Raw genomic sequence first — 19,484 nt, forward strand, 5'->3', positions numbered from 1 at the left:
AAAGGAATGATAGATTTATGAGAAAGCTTCATCCCGTAAAGGTCGGAGGTCTTACTCTTGACGGAAGCAAAATTTATATACAGTCAATGCTGAATGTGCCGGCGGAGGACATCGAAGGCAGCGTCAGGCAGGCAGTTTCACTTGAGAAGGCAGGGTGCGAGATAATCAGAGCTTCTGTTCCCGATATGGAGGCGGTCAGGCTCATTCCTGCTATCAAAAACAAGGTATCCATACCCCTTGTGGCTGATATCCATTTTGATTATAAAATTGCTCTTGAATGTGCCGCTGCAGGAGTTGACAAGATACGCATAAACCCGGGAAATATTGGCGGTATCGACAGGGTAAAGACTGTGGCTGACTGCTGCAGGTCGAGGAATATCCCCATCAGGATAGGCGTAAATTCAGGCTCTCTCGAAAAGGAGCTTCTTGAAAAATACGGCAGACCCTGTGCCGAGGCACTTGTAGAAAGTGCATTAAATCACGCCGCTTTGCTTGAAAAATGTGATTTTGAGGATATAGTTATCTCCATAAAATCCTCGGACGTTAAAACTATGATAGAAGCTTACCGTCTTGCCGCAGAAAGGACTTCATATCCTCTTCATTTAGGTGTTACCGAAGCGGGTACCGAGAGAATGGGAATAATCAAATCTGCGGTAGGAATAGGTTCTCTGCTTTGTGACGGCATTGGCGAGACCATAAGAGTTTCCCTTACCGACGACCCCGTTAAGGAGATAGCTGCTGCAAAGGATATTCTTATGGCTGTGGGAAAGGGTCACGGAGTAAGATTTGTGTCCTGCCCCACATGCGGACGCACAAAAATTAACCTGGTGAAGCTGGCAGCTGAGGTGGAGAATGCAGTCAGGGACATACCGCTTGACATAACCGTTGCTGTAATGGGCTGTGCTGTTAACGGTCCCGGTGAAGCAAGAGAGGCGGATATCGGAATTGCAGGCGGTGACGGCTGTGCTGTAATATTCAGAAAGGGTGAGCTTCTGCGGAAGGTCAGGGAAGAGGACGTACTGCGTGAGCTTATGAGCGAGATAGACAAACTTCGGGAGGAAGATAAAAATTGCTGATAAAAGAGCTGTTTTCGGAATATACCGATAAAATTCCAAATCCTGTGGGCAGGGGAGAGCTGATACGCATCTCCAAAAGCAAGGACGGCAAAAAAATGTATCTTTATGCCACCTTCGGACAGCTTCAGCGTTTTGAAAATCTGGACGAATTTGAACGTGCTGCCGCAAAGGCTGTGGGACTTGACCTTCTTCGTGTGAACTGCCGATATACTCCCGATATGCTTGACGCTAAATATACTGCCGAAGCTGTGCTTCGTTTAAAGCAGGATATGGCTGTAATAAACGGTCATTTAAACGGCGCATTTTATTACATAGACGATAATATTCTCCATGTCGAGCTGAAAAGGGGAGGAGCGGAGCTTTTATCCCGTGCAGGCTTTGAGGAGGCTCTTTCAAAGCTTATAAATGACGAATTTTCTGTAAAGATATCTGTAAAACTCATAGAAAAGCAGGCTCCTCAGGACAGCTATGAGGAGCAGCTGAGGCAGGCATATGAAAACTCCATTCCGGTTCCCGACCCTGACACTACTCAGAAGCCTGCTTTTTCTGCTCCGCCTAAGGAAGAGATAGTTTCTGTAGATTTCAAGACCATACCCGTAATGAGCGAAGGAGCGCAGATAATCAAGGGCAAGCGCATTTTTGCCGACAGCGTGACGAATATCGGCGATATTTACGAGCCGCAGAACGTTGTTATCTGGGGAGATGTTTTTGATTATTCCGAAAAGGAGATAAAGAATAAAAAGGGTGAAGAAAAGCGGATAACCACCGTCAGCCTCACCGATTACACAGGCTCTATATCTATCAAAGATTTTGCCGACAAGGACAGCGAAAATGTGCTGTCTGCACTTAAAAACGGAACAACAGCTATAATACGTGGCAGGGTGGATTTTGACACATTCGACAATGAATTTGTTCTCAGAGCAAACGACATTATGCTTGTAAAGAAAAAGGAAAGGACCGATACCTGCGAGGAGAAACGTGTTGAGCTTCATATGCATACCAATATGTCTACAATGGACGCTATCACTCCTGCGGACAAGCTTATCAAACGTGCATATTCCTGGGGACACAAAGCTATCGCCATCACCGACCACGGCGGAGTGCAGGCTTTTCCCGAGGCTGTTGCCGCCTGCGATGATATACGGAAAAGCGGCGGAGATTTCAAGATAATCTACGGCTGCGAGGCATATTCCGTTGACGATATCGTTGAGGCTGTAAGAGTTTACAAGGACGTTCCCTTAAAGGGCGAGCTTATCGTTTTCGACCTTGAGACAACAGGATTTTCCGCCACAGGTGAAAGGATAATCGAGTACGGCGCTGTTCGTCTGCGTGATCTGGAGCTTTGCGACACATTTTCCAGCTTTGCAGACCCCGAAAAGCCTATCCCTGAAAGGATAACAAAGCTTACGGGAATTACGGACGAGATGGTAGAGGGTGCGTCCTCCCAGAAGGAGGCTCTTGAAAAATTTATTGAATACTGCGGCGAAGATCCTGTTCTTATCGCTCATAACGCAGGCTTTGATACGGCGTTTATCAAGGCGGAATGCGTCCGTCAGGGGATAAAGTTCAATTTTTCTATTATTGATACGGTGGTAATGTGCAGAAGTATGCTCCCCGAGCTGAAAAAGCACAAGCTGAACATCGTTGCAAAGCACCTTGGTCTTGGAGAATTTGACCACCACAGAGCCTTTGAGGATGCAAAAATGCTGGGCAGAATCTTCATCAAGCTTGCCGCAAGGCTCATTGAGGAAAAAAACTGCGTCAATATCAGCGACATTAACAAGGTCACAAAAAATGTTGACCCCAAAAGTCTCAAAGCTTATCATCAGATAATCCTTGCAAAAAATAATGCAGGACTTAAAAATCTTTACAAGCTCGTTTCATTCGGTCATATCAAATATTATAACCGCAGACCGAGAATACCTATGTCCGAGCTTATCACACACCGTGAGGGACTTATTGTGGGCAGCGCCTGCGAGTCCGGAGAGCTTTTTACCGCTGTACGTGACGGCAGACCCTGGGAAGTTCTCTGCGATATTGCTTCATTTTATGATTATCTTGAAATTCAGCCCTGTCTTAACAATGAGTTCCTTATCCGTGACGAGGATTATGACAATATCAAGACTGTGGAGGACCTGCAGGAGTTTAATAAGACCATTGTTAAGCTTGGAGATGCGCTGAACATTCCCGTTGTTGCCACCTGCGACGTGCATTTTATGGACCCGTCGGACTCGGTTTTCCGAAAGATACTTATGTTTGACAAATTTGCAGACGCCGAACACCAGCCGCCTCTTTATCTGCGTACTACCGACGAAATGCTTGAGGAATTTTCCTATCTCGGCAAGGAAAAGGCATACGAGGTCGTGGTGACGAATACCAACAAAATTGCGGATATGATAGACCCCGATATCCGTCCAATTCCTCCCGGAACATTTACTCCAAGTATGGATAACGCAGAGGAAGAGCTGCCACGCATAACCTGGCAGAGAGCAAAGGAAATGTACGGAGACCCCCTTCCCGATATCGTTCAGAAGCGGCTTGACAAGGAGCTTAACTCCATTATCAAAAACGGCTTTGCGGTGCTTTATATGATCGCTCAGAAGCTTGTGGCAAATTCCAATGAACACGGCTATCAGGTAGGCTCGAGAGGTTCAGTAGGTTCTTCCTTTGTGGCGAATATGTCGGGTATCTCCGAGGTAAACGCATTGCCGCCCCATTATCTTTGTCCCAACTGTAAGAACAGCGAGTTTTTTACTGACGGTTCCTACGGCTCGGGATATGACCTGCCGCCGAAAAAATGCCCCAAATGCGGCACTGATTATATCCGTGAGGGTCACGATATCCCCTTTGAGACCTTCCTCGGCTTTAACGGCGACAAGGCGCCCGATATAGACCTTAACTTCTCGGGCGAATATCAGACCTCCGCTCATAAATACACCGAGACCCTTTTCGGACCCGAAAACGTGTTCAAGGCAGGAACTACAGGCTCCGTTGCGGAAAAGACCGCTTACGGTTATGTGAAGCATTACCTTGAAGCGGTGGGCAAAAAAGTATCAAAGGCTGAGGAAAACCGCCTTACTCTCGGCTGTACGGGCGTAAAGCGCACCACAGGTCAGCACCCGGGAGGAATGGTTGTCGTACCCTCCGATTACGAGGTCTACGACTTCACCGCCGTTCAGCACCCAGCCGAGGATCCGAAGTCCAATTTTATAACTACCCACTTTGATTTCCATTCTCTTCACGATACAATTCTGAAGCTTGACGAGCTTGGACACGATGTGCCCACACTTTACAAGCACTTGGAGGATATGACAGGAGTGTCCACAAAGGATATTTTCCCTGCAGATGAAAAGGTAATGAGCCTTTATGCCTCTCCGGAAGCGCTGGGTGTGACTGCCGAGGATATCGGCTGGCAGACGGGAACCCTTGCTATTCCCGAAATGGGCACAGGCTTTGCAATGCAGATGCTTCTTGACGCAAAGCCGACCAAATTCTCCGACCTTCTCCAGATATCGGGACTTTCTCACGGTACTGACGTATGGCTGGGAAATGCACAGGATCTTATCAAAAACGGTGTCTGCACCATTTCAGAAGTTATCGGCTGCCGTGACGGCATTATGACATACCTTATCTATCACGGCGTTGACCCCAACCTTTCCTTCAAGATAATGGAGATAACCCGAAAGGGAAAAGCCCCCAAGCTCCTTACCGAGGAAATGAAGCAGACTATGAGAGATCACGGCGTTCCCGAATGGTATATCGACAGCTGTCTCAAGATAAAATATATGTTTCCAAAGGCTCACGCTGCCGCATACGTAATTGCCGCAAACAAGCTCGCCTGGTATAAAGTGTACTATCCGCTGGAATTTTACGCAACCATATTCACCGTGCGCGGCGAGGATTTCGACGCTGAGACCGCAATGCAGGGACGTCAGGCTGTAAAGTTCAAGATGAACGAGATAAAGTCAAATGAAAAGAAGACCGCCAAGGAATCAGGCACATATGATATGCTCCTCATCATTAACGAAATGATGGCAAGAGGCTTTGATTTCCTGCCCATAAACATTTACAAGTCCCACGCAACAAAATATACCGTTGAGGACGGAAAGATTCGACTGCCCTTCTCATCGGCGGGCGGAATAGGCGAAAATGCCGCAAAAGCTCTTTATGACGCTGTGCAGGCAGGAGATTTTATCTCAATTGACGAGCTTCAGGAAAAAAGCGGAGTTTCAAATTCCGTTATCGACAAGCTTGTATCTCTGGGGGCAATGGGAGACCTGCCCAAATCCGACCAGATAAGTCTTTTCTGAGGGTGAGAATATGAACAGGATATTATGCTCCACAGGTGCACTTATTACACGCAGAAACGGCAGAAACCACAGGCTTCTGCCCGGATTTGCGGAAAAGCTTGATTTCGACGGCTTTGAGCTTATGATATATCAGAGCTGGTACGGGTCCGGTGACATTATTGACGATATTGCCGGAATGGGACTTGTTATCCCTACCGTTCACTGCGAAAAGGAGATAGGGGAGCTTGTTTCGGAAGGCAATGCCCAGGCTTATGACCGCTTTGAATTTGACTGCAAAGCGGCAGAAACGGTTGGAGCAAAGCTTCTTGTGCTTCATCTCTGGAACGGACTTGTTTCCGACAGCAATTTCGCTGAAAATCTTCGGGCATATGACCGTCTCAGAAATATTGCCGAAAAGCACGGGCTGCTCCTTACCGCCGAAAATGTGGTCTGCAATGTTTCATCGCCTATGGAAAGACTTCTTGAGCTTGAAACAGGGTACCCCGACATAAGCTTTACATTTGACACCAAAATGGCGCAGTTTCACGGGGAGCTTGAAAGGATATATAACGAGGAGTTCTGGCAGAAGCATATCAGACATCTTCATATAAATGACTACGGCGGCGGAGTGAAGGATTGGAGCGCTTTGCAGACGCTCCATATAGGCAGCGGGAATGTTGATTTTGACAGCTTTTTCGGCTTTGTGCGAAAAATGGGCTATAACGGTGATTTTACCGTTGAAGCTGCTTCCGTCAGTCCCGAAGGCTTAGTTGATATAGACAAGCTTAACGAGGATTTTTTGAAAATCAAAGGCTATATTGCCTAAATTATCCTTTACCTCTTGACAACGTCACATTATTATGGTATTATGATACTACGATAACGCTTTACTACGATAAATTAACAGGGAGATATAGACTGTATGAAACGATATGATTTAATTACCCCCGAGGGAACAAGAGACCTTCTTTTCGAGGAATGTGCCGCAGTAAGGGCGGTGGAAGAACGTCTCCAGAAGGTATTCAGAGCCAAAGGTTATTCCGAGGTAATTACACCGGGACTTGAGTTCTACGATGTATTCAATATGAAATCAAGATATTTCCCCCAGGAAACAATGTACAAGCTTGTTGACAACAAGGCCCGCCTTATGGTAGTCCGCCCCGACTCCACAATGCCCATCGCACGAATGACTGCGACTCGTCTCAGAGAGCAGACATTGCCTCTCAGACTTTGCTACAGCCAGAGCGTTTACCGCAACAAGCCCAGTATGAGAGGCAGAAGCGACGAGATACGTCAGACGGGAATTGAGCTTATCGGCTCCGCTTCGGGACGTGCCGAGCTTGAAGTGCTTTCAAACGCTCTTGAGGTGCTTTCCTCATTTGAGACAGAGGGTTTCCGCCTTGAGATAGGTCATATAGGCTTCTTTAAAGCACTTCTGAATAAGCTTGGCTGCGACAGCGATACCGCCGAGAATATCAGAGGACTTATTGAGGTCAAGAATTATCCTGCTTTGAACGATCTTCTTGAGAGCATAGGCGATAATGAGGTCACACGTGCATTAAAGCAGCTTCCACGTCTTTTCGGCGGCGAGGAGGTCTTTTCCGAAGCTGCAGCCATTTACAGCGACCCCGAGACCGATGCAGTTCTGGCAGATCTAAGAAGCACATATGAAAAAGCCGTTTCTCTCGGCTATAACGGTATGATAACCATTGACCTGGGACTTGTAAACCGTATGGATTACTACACGGGCACGGTCATCAAGGGCTATATCGAAGGCTGCGGCGATGCTGTTCTTTCGGGCGGAAGATATGACAAGCTGCTTTCCGAATTTGGCTATGATGTTCCTGCAACAGGCTTTGCGGTAAATGTTGACGCTGTTGCAAGAGCGGAGTTGAAAAGAGTTAACTTCAAGCCCGTGCCTGCTGATGTTCTTGTATTCGGTACAGATGGATATGAAGCTGCTGCCGTTGCCCATAGCAGAAAGCTTATTTCCGATGGTTTAACTGCCGAAACAGCGGTGTTTGATACCATAGACGAAGTAAGAAGCTACGCCGCAAAGAAGGGCATCAAGCGTATTGATATAGTTTCGGACAAGATCACTTCCGAAAATCTTTGATAGGAGAAATACATATGAATAACAATGCAGCAAGACCTCTGAGAATAGCTCTTACCAAGGGCAGACTTGAAAAGGACACCGTAGCTCTCCTTGAAAAAATCGGCTACGACTGCACCGCCGTTCACGAAAAGGGAAGAAAACTTATCCTTCCCGTAGGAGACAGCATTGAAGTAGTGCTTGCAAAGGCGGCAGACGTAATTACCTACGTTGAAAACGGCGTATGCGACCTGGGCGTTGTGGGCAAGGATACCATTATTGAAATGCAGGGCAAGTTTTTTGAACTTTCCGACCTGGGCTTCGGCAAATGCCGCTTCGCCCTTGCAGGCAAAAAGGGCGAGGATTTTTACGAGGGAACTCACGTAAGGACTATTGCCACCAAATATCCCAATGTTGCCCGCACATTTTTCGAGAAAAAGAATATGGACGTGGATATCGTCAAAATTGAGGGCAGCGTAGAGCTTGCTCCTCTGCTCGGTCTGTCTCACGCCATCGTTGATATTGTTGAAACAGGAACCACCCTCAGGGAAAATGGTCTTGAGGTCTACGAATACATATGCCCCATTTCTGCAAGGCTTATTGCAAATATGGTAAGCCTCAAGCTCCGCAAAGAGGAGATAGAGCAGCTTATTTCCGCTATTGAAGCTAATATCTGATAGAAAGGAAGTCCCCAGCAATGATAAGAAAAATAATTGCCGACGGCACAGCCGAGGTGCAGTTTTTAAAGGAAGTCGAGAAGCGAAACGGCGAGACTGACAAAAAGGTCTCCGAGATAGTTTCCGAAATAATCGAGAATGTTAAGGAAAACGGCGACAAAGCCGTAAAGGAATATACCGAAAAATTCGACGGCAAGCTCCCCGAATATTACGAAGTTCCCCTTGATGTTATCCACGAGGCAATGAGCAATGCTGACGAAGCCTTTGTAAATGCACTCCTTAACGCAATGGAGAACATCACCGAGTTCCACAACAGGCAGAAGGAGCAGAGCTTTATTGATGCCAAAGAAAACGGTTGTATCTTAGGACAGCGTGTAAGAGGTCTTGACAGAGTGGGACTTTACGTTCCCGGCGGAACAGCCGCATACCCTTCATCTGTGCTTATGAACGCTGTTCCCGCAAGAATTGCAGGCGTAAAAGAAATAATTATGGTAACACCTCCCGGCAAAGACGGCAAGCCCAATCCCGATATCCTCACCGCCGCAGCCATTGTTGGAGTTGACAGGGTATTTATGTGCGGAGGAGCTCAGGCTATCGCAGCACTTGCATACGGCACAGAGGAGATACCCAAGGTAGATAAGATAGTCGGCCCCGGCAATATCTTTGTAGCCACCGCCAAGAAGCTTCTTTACGGCAAGGTAGATATTGATATGATAGCCGGTCCCAGCGAGATACTTATAGTAGCCGATGATACCGCTGACCCCGCATATCTTGCCGCCGACCTTATGAGTCAGGCAGAGCACGACAAGCTTGCTTCCGCAATTCTTATCACCACGAGCGAAAGAGTTGCTGATGAGACCTCTGCTGAGCTTGAAAAGCAGATGGCAGAGCTTTCAAGAAATGAGATAATCCGTTCATCTATCGACAATTACGGAGCAATAATCGTGACCAGATCTATGGACAGAGCCATTGAACTTGCAAACTCTCTTGCTCCCGAACACCTTGAGATACAGGTAAACGACCCGATGAGCTATCTCGGACAGCTCAACAATGTAGGCTCCGTATTTATGGGACAGTACAGCCCCGAGCCTTTGGGAGACTATTTTGCGGGACCTAACCACGTCCTTCCCACCAGCGGAACAGCAAGATTTTTCTCACCCCTTTCCGTAAACAGCTTTGTAAAGCGTTCTCAGTTCATTTACTACACCGAGCAGGCTCTCCTTGACGCAAAGAACGATATCGTATGCATCGCAGAAAAAGAAGGACTTACCGCCCACGCTCACGCCGTTAAGATCAGATTTGAAAAGTAATTTACTCTGAAAGGCGGAAAGTTTGAAAATCGAAGATTTTCAAACCGAGTTTTGTTTCTATGGCTATGGCTGTAAAACAGCCTGCCAAAGATTTCCTTACGGAAACCACAAAACTCTCACGAAAGGAATGGTATTATAAATGTCCTACGAGCTTAACAAAAAGCTTAAAAGCATAGAACCCTATGAACCCGAAACAGGCACATATCCCGTAAGGCTTGATGCAAACGAATCCTGCTTTGATATATCCGAAAAGCTTGGAGACGTGATAAGCGAAGCGGTCAAAAAGGTTGAATTTAACCGTTACCCCGACCCAACTGCAAAGGAAGTCTCGGAAGCCTTTGCGGAATATTACGGACTGAACCCCGAGCATTGCACCGCAGGAAACGGTTCAGACGAGCTTATTTCACTTATCCTCAGTTCCTTTCTTGATAAGGGCGATACTGTTGTAACACTCTCTCCCGATTTTTCGATGTATGCTTTCTACGGCTTCATAAACGAGCTGAAAATAAAGAATATAGCCAAGGAAGACGATCTGAAAATTGATGTGGGCAAGGTTGCGGAGTTCTGCAACAATAACGATGTCAAAGCAATTATCTTCTCAAATCCCTGCAATCCCACTTCCCTGGGAGTTCGCAGGCAGGATATTATCCGTCTTGTAAAGAATGTGTACTGCCTTGTTATCATTGACGAAGCGTATATGGACTTCTGGGGCGAAAGCGTACTTGATATGGTGGAGGAATATGACAATCTTGTGGTGCTTAAGACCTGCTCAAAAAATATGGGAATGGCAGCGCTGAGACTTGGCTTTGCTGTTGCGGGAGACACCATTTCAAATGCCATTAAAGCCGCAAAATCTCCATATAATGTCAATGCCATAACTCAGGCTGCGGCAGCTGCTGTGCTTCGCCATAAGCCGATGATAATGGAATACACCGCAGAAATAGTCCGCAGCAGGAAAATGCTCCAAAATGCTGTCACCGAGCTTGCAGAGCGGTATTTTACCATAGAAAAGGTGTATGACTCAGTCACCAATTTCATCTTCATAAAAACGCCCAAGGCAAAGGAGATATACGATAAGCTTCTTCAAAGGGGAGTATCCGTCAGATATATGGGCTCGTATCTTCGGGTGACCGCAGGAACAGAGCGTGAAAACCACATTTTCCTGAAGGAGTTCAAGGAAGTTCTCTCTCTGCTGTAAATATGAAAGGAGAAAGCAAATGCGCAAAGCCGAAATATCACGAAACACCAAGGAGACAAAGATAAGCGTAACACTTGACCTTGACGGACAGGGCAGACACGATATCAGAACAGGAATAGGCTTTTTTGACCATATGCTCACCGCACTCTGCGTACACGGCGGCTTCGACCTTGAGCTGAGAACCGACGGCGATCTTTTTGTTGACGGACATCATTCCGTTGAAGATACGGGAATCGTTCTGGGACAGGCTTTCAAGGCAGCGCTTGGTGATATGAAGGGCATTGCACGCTACGGCACAAGCTTTATTCCGATGGACGAAAGTCTGGGATTTTGCTGTCTGGATATCAGCAACAGACCCTTCCTTGTATATGAATGCAGCTTCTCAGACCCAAGAACAGGGGACTATGACAACTGCCTTACCGAGGAATTTATGAGAGCCTTTGCCTTTAACGCAGGGATAACTCTGCATCTTAAATGTCCCTATGGCTCCAACGACCACCACAAGAACGAGGCGATGTTCAAGGCTCTTGCACACGCATTAAAGGACGCAGTTAAAATAAACGGGGGAGAGATACTTTCCACCAAAGGGGTGTTATAATGATAGCTATCGTTGATTACGGCGCAGGAAATATTTTTTCCGTTAAAAACGCAATGGATTACCTGGGATTGTCCGCCGAGCTTACCTCAAAACCGGAGGATATCAGAAACGCCGACGGAATTATCCTTCCGGGAGTAGGCGCATTTCCCTGGGCAATGAATATGCTCTCGCAGTCGGGACTTGTGGACGTTATCAAGGAGGAGGCTGTTAAGAAGCCCTTCCTCGGAATATGTCTCGGAATGCAGCTTATCTTCTCAAAGGGATATGAGTTTGAGGAAACAAGCGGTCTTGGACTTATTGACGGAGAAGTAAAGCTTATGACCCCCGAAAACCTCTCCATTCCCCATATTGGCTGGAACAAGCTTATCATCAACAGAGAATGTCCGCTTTTAAGCGGTCTTGGCGATGATGAATATGTATATTTCGTACATTCCTACGCCGCCGAATGTTCCGATGAAGATGTAGCCGCATACTGCGAGTACGGAAATAAGGTCACCGCACTTGTAAACAAGGGAACAGTCTATGGCGCACAGTTCCACCCTGAAAAGAGCGGAAAAACAGGACTTAAAATTCTCCGCAATTTCGCAGAGCTTATAGGGTAAGGAGGGATACGAAAATGCTTGCAAAAAGAATTATCCCTTGTCTTGACGTCCGTGAAGGCAAGGTCGTAAAGGGAATAAACTTTGTGGGAATAAAGGAAGTGGGCGACCCCGTAGAGTGCGCCGCCGAATATGACGCACAGGGAGCCGATGAAATAGTATTTCTTGACATCACCGCATCCCACGAAGGCAGAGGCACAATGCTTGACGTAGTCCGCCGCACAGCCAAAAAGGTTTTCGTTCCTCTCACCGTAGGCGGAGGAATACGCACCATCGACGATTTCCGTGACACCCTCAGAGCAGGAGCGGACAAGGTCTCGGTAAATTCCGCAGCCGTAAAAAATCCCCAGCTTATCAGAGAAGCGGCTGACATATTCGGCTGTCAGTGCGTCGTGGTAGCTATTGACGCAAAGAAATGCCCCGACGGACATTACACCGTTGTGATAAACGGCGGTAGGATAGATATGGGCATTGACGCCGTAGAATGGGCAAAAAAGGCAGAGGAGCTGGGAGCAGGGGAGATACTCCTCACCTCTATGGACACCGACGGTGTAAAGGGCGGCTTTGACCTTGATATGTTAAACGCCGTATGCAGCGCAGTAAAGATACCCGTTATCGCCAGCGGCGGCTGCGGTGCTTTGGAGCATTTTACCGATGTGTTTGAAAAGACAGGCGCAGCTGCGGCTCTTGCGGCGTCTCTTTTCCATTACAAGGAGCTTACCGTCGGACAGGTAAAGTCGGAACTTAAAAAGCACAATATCCCAGTCAGAATGGTATGAATATAGTTATTCGTAAAGCGGCTGTTGAAGACGCTCAGGCTTTAGCAGAAATCAGCAGCAAGGACTTGGGCTATGACTGCACGTCCGAATTTGCAGGGAAAAAGCTTGCAGGACTTGATATGAGCCGAGAAGCGGTATTTGTTGCCGAAAATGAAAACAGCGTTATCGGGTATATTCACATTGAAAAATACGATACGCTGTACTGCGAAACACTTGCCAATGTGTTAGGTCTTGCGGTGAGGTCTGACAGCCGAAGAAACGGAGCAGGGAAACTGCTTATCGAAGCGGCTGAAAGCTGGGCAAAGGAGATCGGCGCAGTAGGTGTTCGTCTTAATTCGGGAGCCTCAAGAACAGGCGCCCACAGCTTTTACAGAGCCGCAGGCTATAATAATGAAAAAACGCAGATACGTTTTTTGAAAAAATTCTGAAAATGGAGAAAATTATGGGACTTATCGAAGAAACAACCGAGCTTATGCTCGACTGGGAAAAGATAAACAACATTTCCAACGAGAACCACGTTATACCCGTAGCGGTGCAGAATATGAACACTAAGGAAGTTATACTCATCGCCTATGTAAATAAACTGGCGCTTGAGGAGTCCATAAGGCTCAGAAAAGTTGTACTCTGGAGCACCTCAAGAAATAAGCTCTGGTTCAAGGGACAGGAGTCGGGGAACACCTTTACCCTCCACCGCATATTTGTAAACTGCGAACAGAACTCACTCGTTTTCATCGCCACCCCAGACAAGGGCGGTATCTGCCACACGAGCCATAACGGAGTGCCCAACAACTGTTATTATCGTGAGCTTGATATGGAAACGATGAAGCTTATTAACTTGAACGATTAGTTATATTTTAGCACATTTGTGTTAATTTGTCAATATCTAAAAGAAACGAAAGTGCTCATATATTTATACTTCGTTATTTTGCACAATACACAATATACGATATAATTTTATATAAACTTTTCTCTGCCAACGGTAGGGAAAAGTTTTTTTTATAAAAGAAACAGGCTCCGCAGAAGAAGTGCGAAGCCTGTTCTTATTGTCTTATGAAGCCAAAGCTTAATACTGTTCGCTCATATAAATGCTTGCTCTCGACTGAATGATGGAAGCTGTCTCGTCAACGGACTTTGTGCCGTCAAAGAAGAGAGCTGTCTCCTCGTTAACGATATCCACAATGCTCTGGTCATATCTTGTCATCTTTGTAACACTCTCGAAGTATTCAATGAGCATATCGACTTCGGCCTGTGTAATAGCAGAGATCTTGACCTCCTGATCGCCAATGAAATATGAATTTTCCTGCTCGACCTCCTGACCGTCTGCGTTGATATACGTGTTGGGAACGGTTGCCTGAGTACCAAGCTTCTGAAGCTGATCCTTGAGAACGGGGAAGGAATAGCTTGAAGATACATATCTTGTCTTGCCGGTATCGACCTCTTCACCCTTTGACTCGTCCCAGATATAAACAGGTTCTTCGCTTACAGTATTGGTGATCACATACTTGATAAATTCCCAGGCACCCTCTTTGTGCTTGGATTTGGAGGAAATTGCGATTTCAGAGGAAGCGTCAATTATGGAACCGGAGCTGCTTTCCTGAGTTACGGGGAAGCCTGTAAATGTGATATCCTCTCCGAAATATCCGTCTCTTGTCTGCTTGTAAGAACTGAAATCGGAGAAATAAACATTAGTGAAAAGAGCTCTGTTTTCACGGCAGGCCTTTTCGTTTTCCTGCGAGTAGTTAGGATTATCATTATAAAGCTTGTCATAGTCAATTTCCTTTGGCAGAGTCTTTGCATACTCGAGGAAAGCCTTGAACTCGGGAGTATCGAAATTGCAGGTGCCGTTTTCATAATCCACAAAATCGGAATATGTAAGAGCATAGTTCATAAAGTCGGATGATGACATTTCGTAATTGAACATCTGCACGTTGTCGCCCATTCCTGCCATAACTTCTTTTGCCCTGTCCAGAGTAATGGAGCGGTCGCTGCCTACAAGAGAGGTCTTTGCGGCATATGTCTGTACTGAGAAATTGGGTGTGATCTCATAAAGCTTGCCGTTGGTCTCAAGAGCGGTGAGGACGTTTGGCATAAAGTCCTCCTTTTTGAGGTCGGGGTCATTATCCAGCAGCTCGTAAAGATCGGTGAAAAGTCCCTTTGCCGCATAGCTGCTTACGGGCATCTGCTGATTGAGAAGGATAATGTCGGGAACATTTCCTGCAAGGAGCTCATTATTGAACTTTGTGAGAGCGGCTTCCCAGTCGGAGGTATCATTCGACTCGCTGAAGCTTGTGGCATAAATGGTATACTTATCGCTCTGCTTGTTAAATTTTGCGATCTGGGAGCGAATATTCCAGTCAATGTAGAAGCAGCCGAGAGAGATTATTTCCTTTTCTGCGACCTCAGAGCTGTCAACGGAAACTATCTTGCTTACGGTAGTTGTTGAATTGTAGCCCGAGTAATCATTGTTAACGGTAATGAACGAGCCGTCCTCACAGATAGAAAAGCTTGAAATGTTGGAGTTATCCACACCAAGATTAAGGAGATTGAGCACAGGCTCTGCTGCCAGCGTATCAGATCTTATACCTGCAATACCGGTATCCGAGGTCATATAGCAGAGGTAATCGCCGCTGCCCGAATAAAGGTCTCCGCCGTTAAAATTGGAGGGGGTATATTCCTTTCCGAAGCCCTGAGCGTTAACATCAATTTCCTTGATAACACGTGATCTCTGGTCATTGCTGTAGTCGTATACCATAACTGCGGGCACGCCTGTGTTTGTAAGGAAGCAGTTGGATAACCAAGCATTTTCGGAATCTAAAGCAGGTGTATCAAAAAGCTTCTTTCCCGTGCTGTCGCATACTCTGATGACCTTATTCATATTAAGGATCAGATTGCCCTGCTTGTCAATGATATAGCCCTGAAAATATCTTTGATTATCATTATCCTCTTGTGTGAAAAGCTGACCTAAGTCGATCTCGCTTGCCTTTGCGCCCGTACTGTCAAATGTGCAGAGTTTGTAGCTTTCCTTTGATTCTCCGGTGGTCTCATCATAGCTGCCCTCATATAAAAGGCAGGTAACAGAACCGTCGTCGTTTACAAAAAGTCCGCCGTTGATGCCGCCGTAAGAATTGGGGTCAGTCTGCTCATAAACGGGGATAGAAAGTGTCTCGGCGCCAGTTTCATCGTATATCTTGATAAAATATTTTCCGAAATAATTGTCGTCCTTTATCTCATAATCGTTATACACGAGATAGAAGAGACCGTTCTTGGCGGTAATGGTACCGTAGAAATTCTCAAGACCCGAAATGGGGATATCTGTAACCTTATAAGCGAGAGTCTTTGCAGCCTCCTGCTGATCTACGATTGCAGTGTTGTTTGAATCGCTTTTTGTACCGCCGCAGCCTGTCATTGCTCCTGCGGAAAAAAGCATCATACCTGCGGTGAGAACGCAGGCGGTTTTCTTAGCTGTCGTTCTGCCGAGTTTTATTTTCTTCATTGTAAAAACTCCATCCTTTCATTGATGTTAATATGCATACTTTCCTAATGCAGATACATTATAGCATACTATTTCTTAAATTTCCATAGAAAAAGCGAAACTGTAATAATTTGTTATAATTTTGCAACCTTTTAAACGCTTTGTAACCGAAATTTTCCAATTTTTTATGAAACAAAGCCATTTTACAGCATTCATAAAAAGTTAACACAACTTTTTTGCCAAAAAGTCTTGACATTTGCGTATTTTCGAGTTATAATATAAAAGCACTCTGACGAGAGAGTAAAACAAAATGCTGATATAGCTCAGTTGGTAGAGCACATCCTTGGTAAGGATGAGGTCACCGGTTCAAATCCGGTTATCAGCTCCAAAGCAAGGTCTGTAAGCGCTGTCAAGCTGCTTGCAGACCTTTTGGTATATATACAAGAAAGGACGATACGCCAATGAACGATGGAAAGCTTATTTCATTCACCGCCGACAGCGGCAATGTCAGAGTCTGCGGAAGAAGCATCTATGAAAACGATATCCGCTATCTCAGCTACACCAATTCATTTATCGAGTTTGAATTTACAGGCAGCTATGCCTGCGCCGAGATCATAAGCGACCTTACACCCCCTGAGGAAATTTACAGAGCCTGGGCAGGTGTGTGCGTAAACGGTGAGGCAGTCCCTTCAAAAATTTTCAAACTTGACGAGAAAAAGGCGGTTTATGAGCTGTACCGTTCGGACAAGCCGGGGAAGGTAAAGATTCGCCTTATGAAGCTCTCAGAAGCGGCATTTGCCAAAATGGGCGTGTCGGAGATACGCATAGACGGAACTCTTCTTCCTGCACCAAAGCCTCTGTCTGAGAGGAGAATTGAGTTCGTAGGGGACTCCATTACCTGCGGCTACGGCATTGACGGTATCTGGAACAAGGACGTTTTTTCCACCGAAACTGAAAACCCTATCAAGGGCTACGCTTATAAGACCGCTCTTAAATGTGATGCTGAATTTCATTATGTATCCTGGAGCGGTATGGGCGTCTACTCAAGCTGGGTGGACGAAAATGCCGAAAAGCCCCTTGATGACTGGCTCGTTCACGATATCTATCCTTATACAGACAGCCCTCTTGAAAAATCTATGGGTAAAGAAGTCCACGAAGATCATACAAAGTGGGATTTTACAGCATATGTTCCCCAGATCATAGTTTTCAATATGGGCACCAATGACCAGTCCTGGACCAAGCATATAAAGGAAAGATGCGATACGTTCTGCGAAAAATATTACGCATTTCTCGAAATGCTTCGTGAGAAAAATCCCGGCGCATTTATAATCTGTACATACGGAATTATGGGAACAGACCTTCTTGAGGAGGAAATTTCCTGCACCAAACGCTTTAAAAAAGAGCACGATGACAGGATAAAATTCGTACCTCTGCCTGTTCAAGATGAAGCTGACGGTATAGGCGCCGACTGGCACCCCTCGGAAAAATCTCACGAAAAGATGGCGGAAATACTTGCCCCGGAGGTAAATGCTGTTTTTGAAAGTCTTGGACTTTGATAAGCTTTTTATTCAAAACGCAGTTCTGCTGAAACCTTTGCCTTTTCCCTTGCTCTGATATAGGCGCCTTTTTTATCGGGACAGCGGGTAACAGGGGATAATCCGCCCCAGTCTTTACGCTGTTTCTTAAAATATTCCATACGCTTCTTTTTGCTCATTTTTTCTAAAGATACAAATTTTTCCATATTATTCCTCTTTTCATATCAGCCTCGGCCGTCAGCGTACAGCCGAGGCTTTTTTTATTCTTCTTCGGCACCTGCTTTGAAGTTGTAGATAGGCTTGATTATTTCAAAAATATCTGCGGTGCCGTCTATGTTGTCAAGGATATCGTTCATACCCTTGTATGCCATAGGACACTCGTCGAGCGTGCCTTTTCCTACAGATGTTGTGTAGATGCCGGACATCTGCTTTTTAAATTCGCTGACCGTAAAGTTCTGCTTTGCTTCGCCACGGCTCATTAGCCTGCCTGCGCCGTGAGGAGCAGAGAAATTCCAGTCGGGATTTCCCTTTCCGATACAGATAAGGCTTCCATCTCTCATATTGATCGGTATGATGAGCTTTTCTCCCGACTGCGCCGATACAGAGCCTTTGCGGAGTATCATATTATCCGTGTCGATGTAATTGTGAATGGTGGTGAACTGCTCCACGACGGTAAGCTTCATACCCTTGATTATTTCGTCCATCATAGCCTTTCGGTTAAGAGCGGCATATTTCTGGACTATCTTCATATCGTGAATGTAGTCCTTGAAAAGCTGTCCGCTGACGTAGGCAAGGTGCTTGGGTATTTTGGTGCGCTTGGTATTCTCAAGCTTTTTAAGCTCCCGTCTTATCTCCGTCTGCCTGCCCTGCGCTTTAAGACTTTCAATAAGCGCCTTTACCGCCTCGTCTCCTGCGTGATTAAGCTGTTTGTAGCCTTCTTCCTGATAGTATTTAGCTACCTCAACGCCCAAATGCCGTGAGCCGCTGTGGATAACGATATAAATGCCGCTTTTACCCTTGTCTGCTTCGATAAAATGATTTCCGCCTCCGAGAGTTCCGAGAGAACGCTCGGCTCTGCGAAGGTCTATCTTATCGGCGCATTTCAGAGCACAGAGGTCGATCTCTTCATTAAGCTTATGGGGCGTGCTTCTGATGGCAAAGCCTGAGGGTATTTTTGAGTAAATCAGTTTGTCAAGCTGACAAAGCTCAAGGTGATTTTCCTTAATGCGGATCGTTTCCATTCCGCAGCCGATGTCCACTCCCACCAAATTGGGAACGATCCTGTCGCTTACGGTCATAGTTGTGCCAATAACGCATCCCATTCCTGCGTGAACATCGGGCATCATTCTTATTTTTTCACCAACGGTGAATTCCTGGCTGCAAAGTTCGATTATCTGAGCTGTTGAAGCGCTGTCGATCACGTCCGTGAACACCTTGGCAGAGTTATATTTTCCTTGCAATTCGATCATAATGTTATCCTTTCGTTGTCGGGTCTGCATAAAAAAACGCCCCCGTATAAACGGGAGCGCTTATAAAAAATATATCCGTACACTTAAAAAGAGGGCGGACAAATATCCCTGCACAGCCGTTTACAATTATATATATGCGATTTTGTAAGACTTATAAGTATAAGAAAATATGCTTTTGTCATAATGTCCGCCTCCTTTCGTAAGATTTTTGAATATTCATACCGCTTTAAAGCTTAGACAACAGTTTATCACATATTTTTAGTTTTGTCAAGAGGTATATTTTTTTTAAGTTTCCCCAAAATTCAGCCTTGACGCATCCGAATCAGAAAACAGAGACAATTGAGTGCTACAATCGGGCAAAGAAAAGAATGTGCCAATACCCGATTTAAC

The 19,484-nt window shown here is 45.9% G+C and carries 16 protein-coding genes and 1 tRNA gene; 14 read left to right on the forward strand and 3 right to left on the reverse strand.

All coding sequences use genetic code 11. The features are described from left to right. Nucleotides 1-17: 17 nt before the first annotated feature. The 12 genes from ispG to ACR0QN_RS07300 all read left to right on the forward strand — a co-directional run bounded on the left by ispG (nucleotide 18) and on the right by ACR0QN_RS07300 (nucleotide 13,465). Entirely contained in the window at nucleotides 18-1,076 is a 1,059-nt protein-coding gene (gene ispG / locus ACR0QN_RS07245; protein ID WP_432650531.1) for a flavodoxin-dependent (E)-4-hydroxy-3-methylbut-2-enyl-diphosphate synthase, read from the forward strand. Next, nucleotides 1,070-5,386, forward strand: a complete 4,317-nt coding sequence (locus ACR0QN_RS07250; protein WP_432650532.1) for a PolC-type DNA polymerase III — start codon at nucleotides 1,070-1,072, stop codon at nucleotides 5,384-5,386. Before ispG ends, ACR0QN_RS07250 begins: the two co-directional genes overlap by 7 nt. A gap of 10 nt (nucleotides 5,387-5,396) precedes the next feature. Continuing rightward, nucleotides 5,397-6,191, forward strand: coding sequence for a sugar phosphate isomerase/epimerase family protein (locus ACR0QN_RS07255; RefSeq protein WP_432650533.1), 795 nt, complete (start codon nucleotides 5,397-5,399; stop codon nucleotides 6,189-6,191). A gap of 96 nt (nucleotides 6,192-6,287) precedes the next feature. Then, on the forward strand, nucleotides 6,288-7,481 hold the full coding sequence (gene hisZ, locus ACR0QN_RS07260; RefSeq protein ID WP_432650534.1) for an ATP phosphoribosyltransferase regulatory subunit: 1,194 nt from the start codon (nucleotides 6,288-6,290) through the stop codon (nucleotides 7,479-7,481). A 14-nt stretch (nucleotides 7,482-7,495) separates the two neighbouring features. After that, nucleotides 7,496-8,134 (forward strand): ATP phosphoribosyltransferase, encoded by a 639-nt coding sequence (gene hisG / locus ACR0QN_RS07265; RefSeq protein ID WP_432650535.1) that lies wholly within the window; start codon nucleotides 7,496-7,498, stop codon nucleotides 8,132-8,134. A 20-nt stretch (nucleotides 8,135-8,154) separates the two neighbouring features. Then, a complete protein-coding gene (gene hisD, locus ACR0QN_RS07270) occupies nucleotides 8,155-9,444 on the forward strand; it encodes a histidinol dehydrogenase (RefSeq protein WP_432650536.1) in 1,290 nt (429 codons plus the stop codon). 139 nt (nucleotides 9,445-9,583) lie between these two features. Continuing rightward, entirely contained in the window at nucleotides 9,584-10,642 is a 1,059-nt protein-coding gene (hisC, locus tag ACR0QN_RS07275) for a histidinol-phosphate transaminase (protein WP_432650537.1), read from the forward strand. A gap of 19 nt (nucleotides 10,643-10,661) precedes the next feature. After that, nucleotides 10,662-11,240, forward strand: a complete 579-nt coding sequence (hisB, locus tag ACR0QN_RS07280) for an imidazoleglycerol-phosphate dehydratase HisB (RefSeq protein ID WP_432650538.1) — start codon at nucleotides 10,662-10,664, stop codon at nucleotides 11,238-11,240. Beyond that, nucleotides 11,240-11,842 (forward strand): imidazole glycerol phosphate synthase subunit HisH, encoded by a 603-nt coding sequence (hisH, locus tag ACR0QN_RS07285; protein ID WP_432650539.1) that lies wholly within the window; start codon nucleotides 11,240-11,242, stop codon nucleotides 11,840-11,842. The genes hisB and hisH overlap by 1 nt, the downstream gene beginning before the upstream one ends. A 14-nt stretch (nucleotides 11,843-11,856) precedes the next feature. After that, nucleotides 11,857-12,618 (forward strand): imidazole glycerol phosphate synthase subunit HisF, encoded by a 762-nt coding sequence (gene hisF, locus ACR0QN_RS07290; protein WP_432650540.1) that lies wholly within the window; start codon nucleotides 11,857-11,859, stop codon nucleotides 12,616-12,618. Beyond that, nucleotides 12,615-13,046 (forward strand): GNAT family N-acetyltransferase, encoded by a 432-nt coding sequence (locus ACR0QN_RS07295; protein WP_432650541.1) that lies wholly within the window; start codon nucleotides 12,615-12,617, stop codon nucleotides 13,044-13,046. The genes hisF and ACR0QN_RS07295 overlap by 4 nt, the downstream gene beginning before the upstream one ends. A 2-nt stretch (nucleotides 13,047-13,048) precedes the next feature. Further along, a complete protein-coding gene (locus ACR0QN_RS07300; protein WP_432650542.1) occupies nucleotides 13,049-13,465 on the forward strand; it encodes a phosphoribosyl-AMP cyclohydrolase in 417 nt (138 codons plus the stop codon). Nucleotides 13,466-13,681: 216 nt separating this feature from the next. Here the strand turns inward: ACR0QN_RS07300 and ACR0QN_RS07305 are convergent, their stop codons facing one another. Further along, the gene (locus ACR0QN_RS07305) at nucleotides 13,682-16,111 is read right to left on the reverse strand and encodes an ABC transporter substrate-binding protein (protein WP_432650543.1); all 2,430 of its coding nucleotides are present in this window, start codon (nucleotides 16,109-16,111) and stop codon (nucleotides 13,682-13,684) included. Nucleotides 16,112-16,402: 291 nt separating this feature from the next. Between ACR0QN_RS07305 and ACR0QN_RS07310 the strand changes: the two genes are divergently transcribed. Next, nucleotides 16,403-16,478, forward strand: a tRNA-Thr gene (locus ACR0QN_RS07310). Between the two features lie 73 nt (nucleotides 16,479-16,551). Beyond that, nucleotides 16,552-17,646 carry a GDSL-type esterase/lipase family protein gene (locus ACR0QN_RS07315; protein ID WP_432650544.1) on the forward strand — a complete coding sequence of 365 codons (1,095 nt, stop codon included), beginning with the start codon at nucleotides 16,552-16,554 and terminating at the stop codon, nucleotides 17,644-17,646. A gap of 8 nt (nucleotides 17,647-17,654) precedes the next feature. Here ACR0QN_RS07315 and ACR0QN_RS07320 read toward each other — a convergent pair whose 3' ends face one another. Both ACR0QN_RS07320 and ACR0QN_RS07325 read right to left on the reverse strand, forming a co-directional pair. Then, nucleotides 17,655-17,831 (reverse strand): hypothetical protein, encoded by a 177-nt coding sequence (locus tag ACR0QN_RS07320; protein ID WP_432650545.1) that lies wholly within the window; start codon nucleotides 17,829-17,831, stop codon nucleotides 17,655-17,657. A gap of 54 nt (nucleotides 17,832-17,885) precedes the next feature. Further along, nucleotides 17,886-19,094 carry an RtcB family protein gene (locus ACR0QN_RS07325; RefSeq protein ID WP_432650546.1) on the reverse strand — a complete coding sequence of 403 codons (1,209 nt, stop codon included), beginning with the start codon at nucleotides 19,092-19,094 and terminating at the stop codon, nucleotides 17,886-17,888. Nucleotides 19,095-19,484: the final 390 nt, after the last annotated feature.

This window comes from Huintestinicola sp. (assembly GCF_050874005.1).
GTDB lineage: Bacteria > Bacillota > Clostridia > Oscillospirales > Ruminococcaceae > Huintestinicola.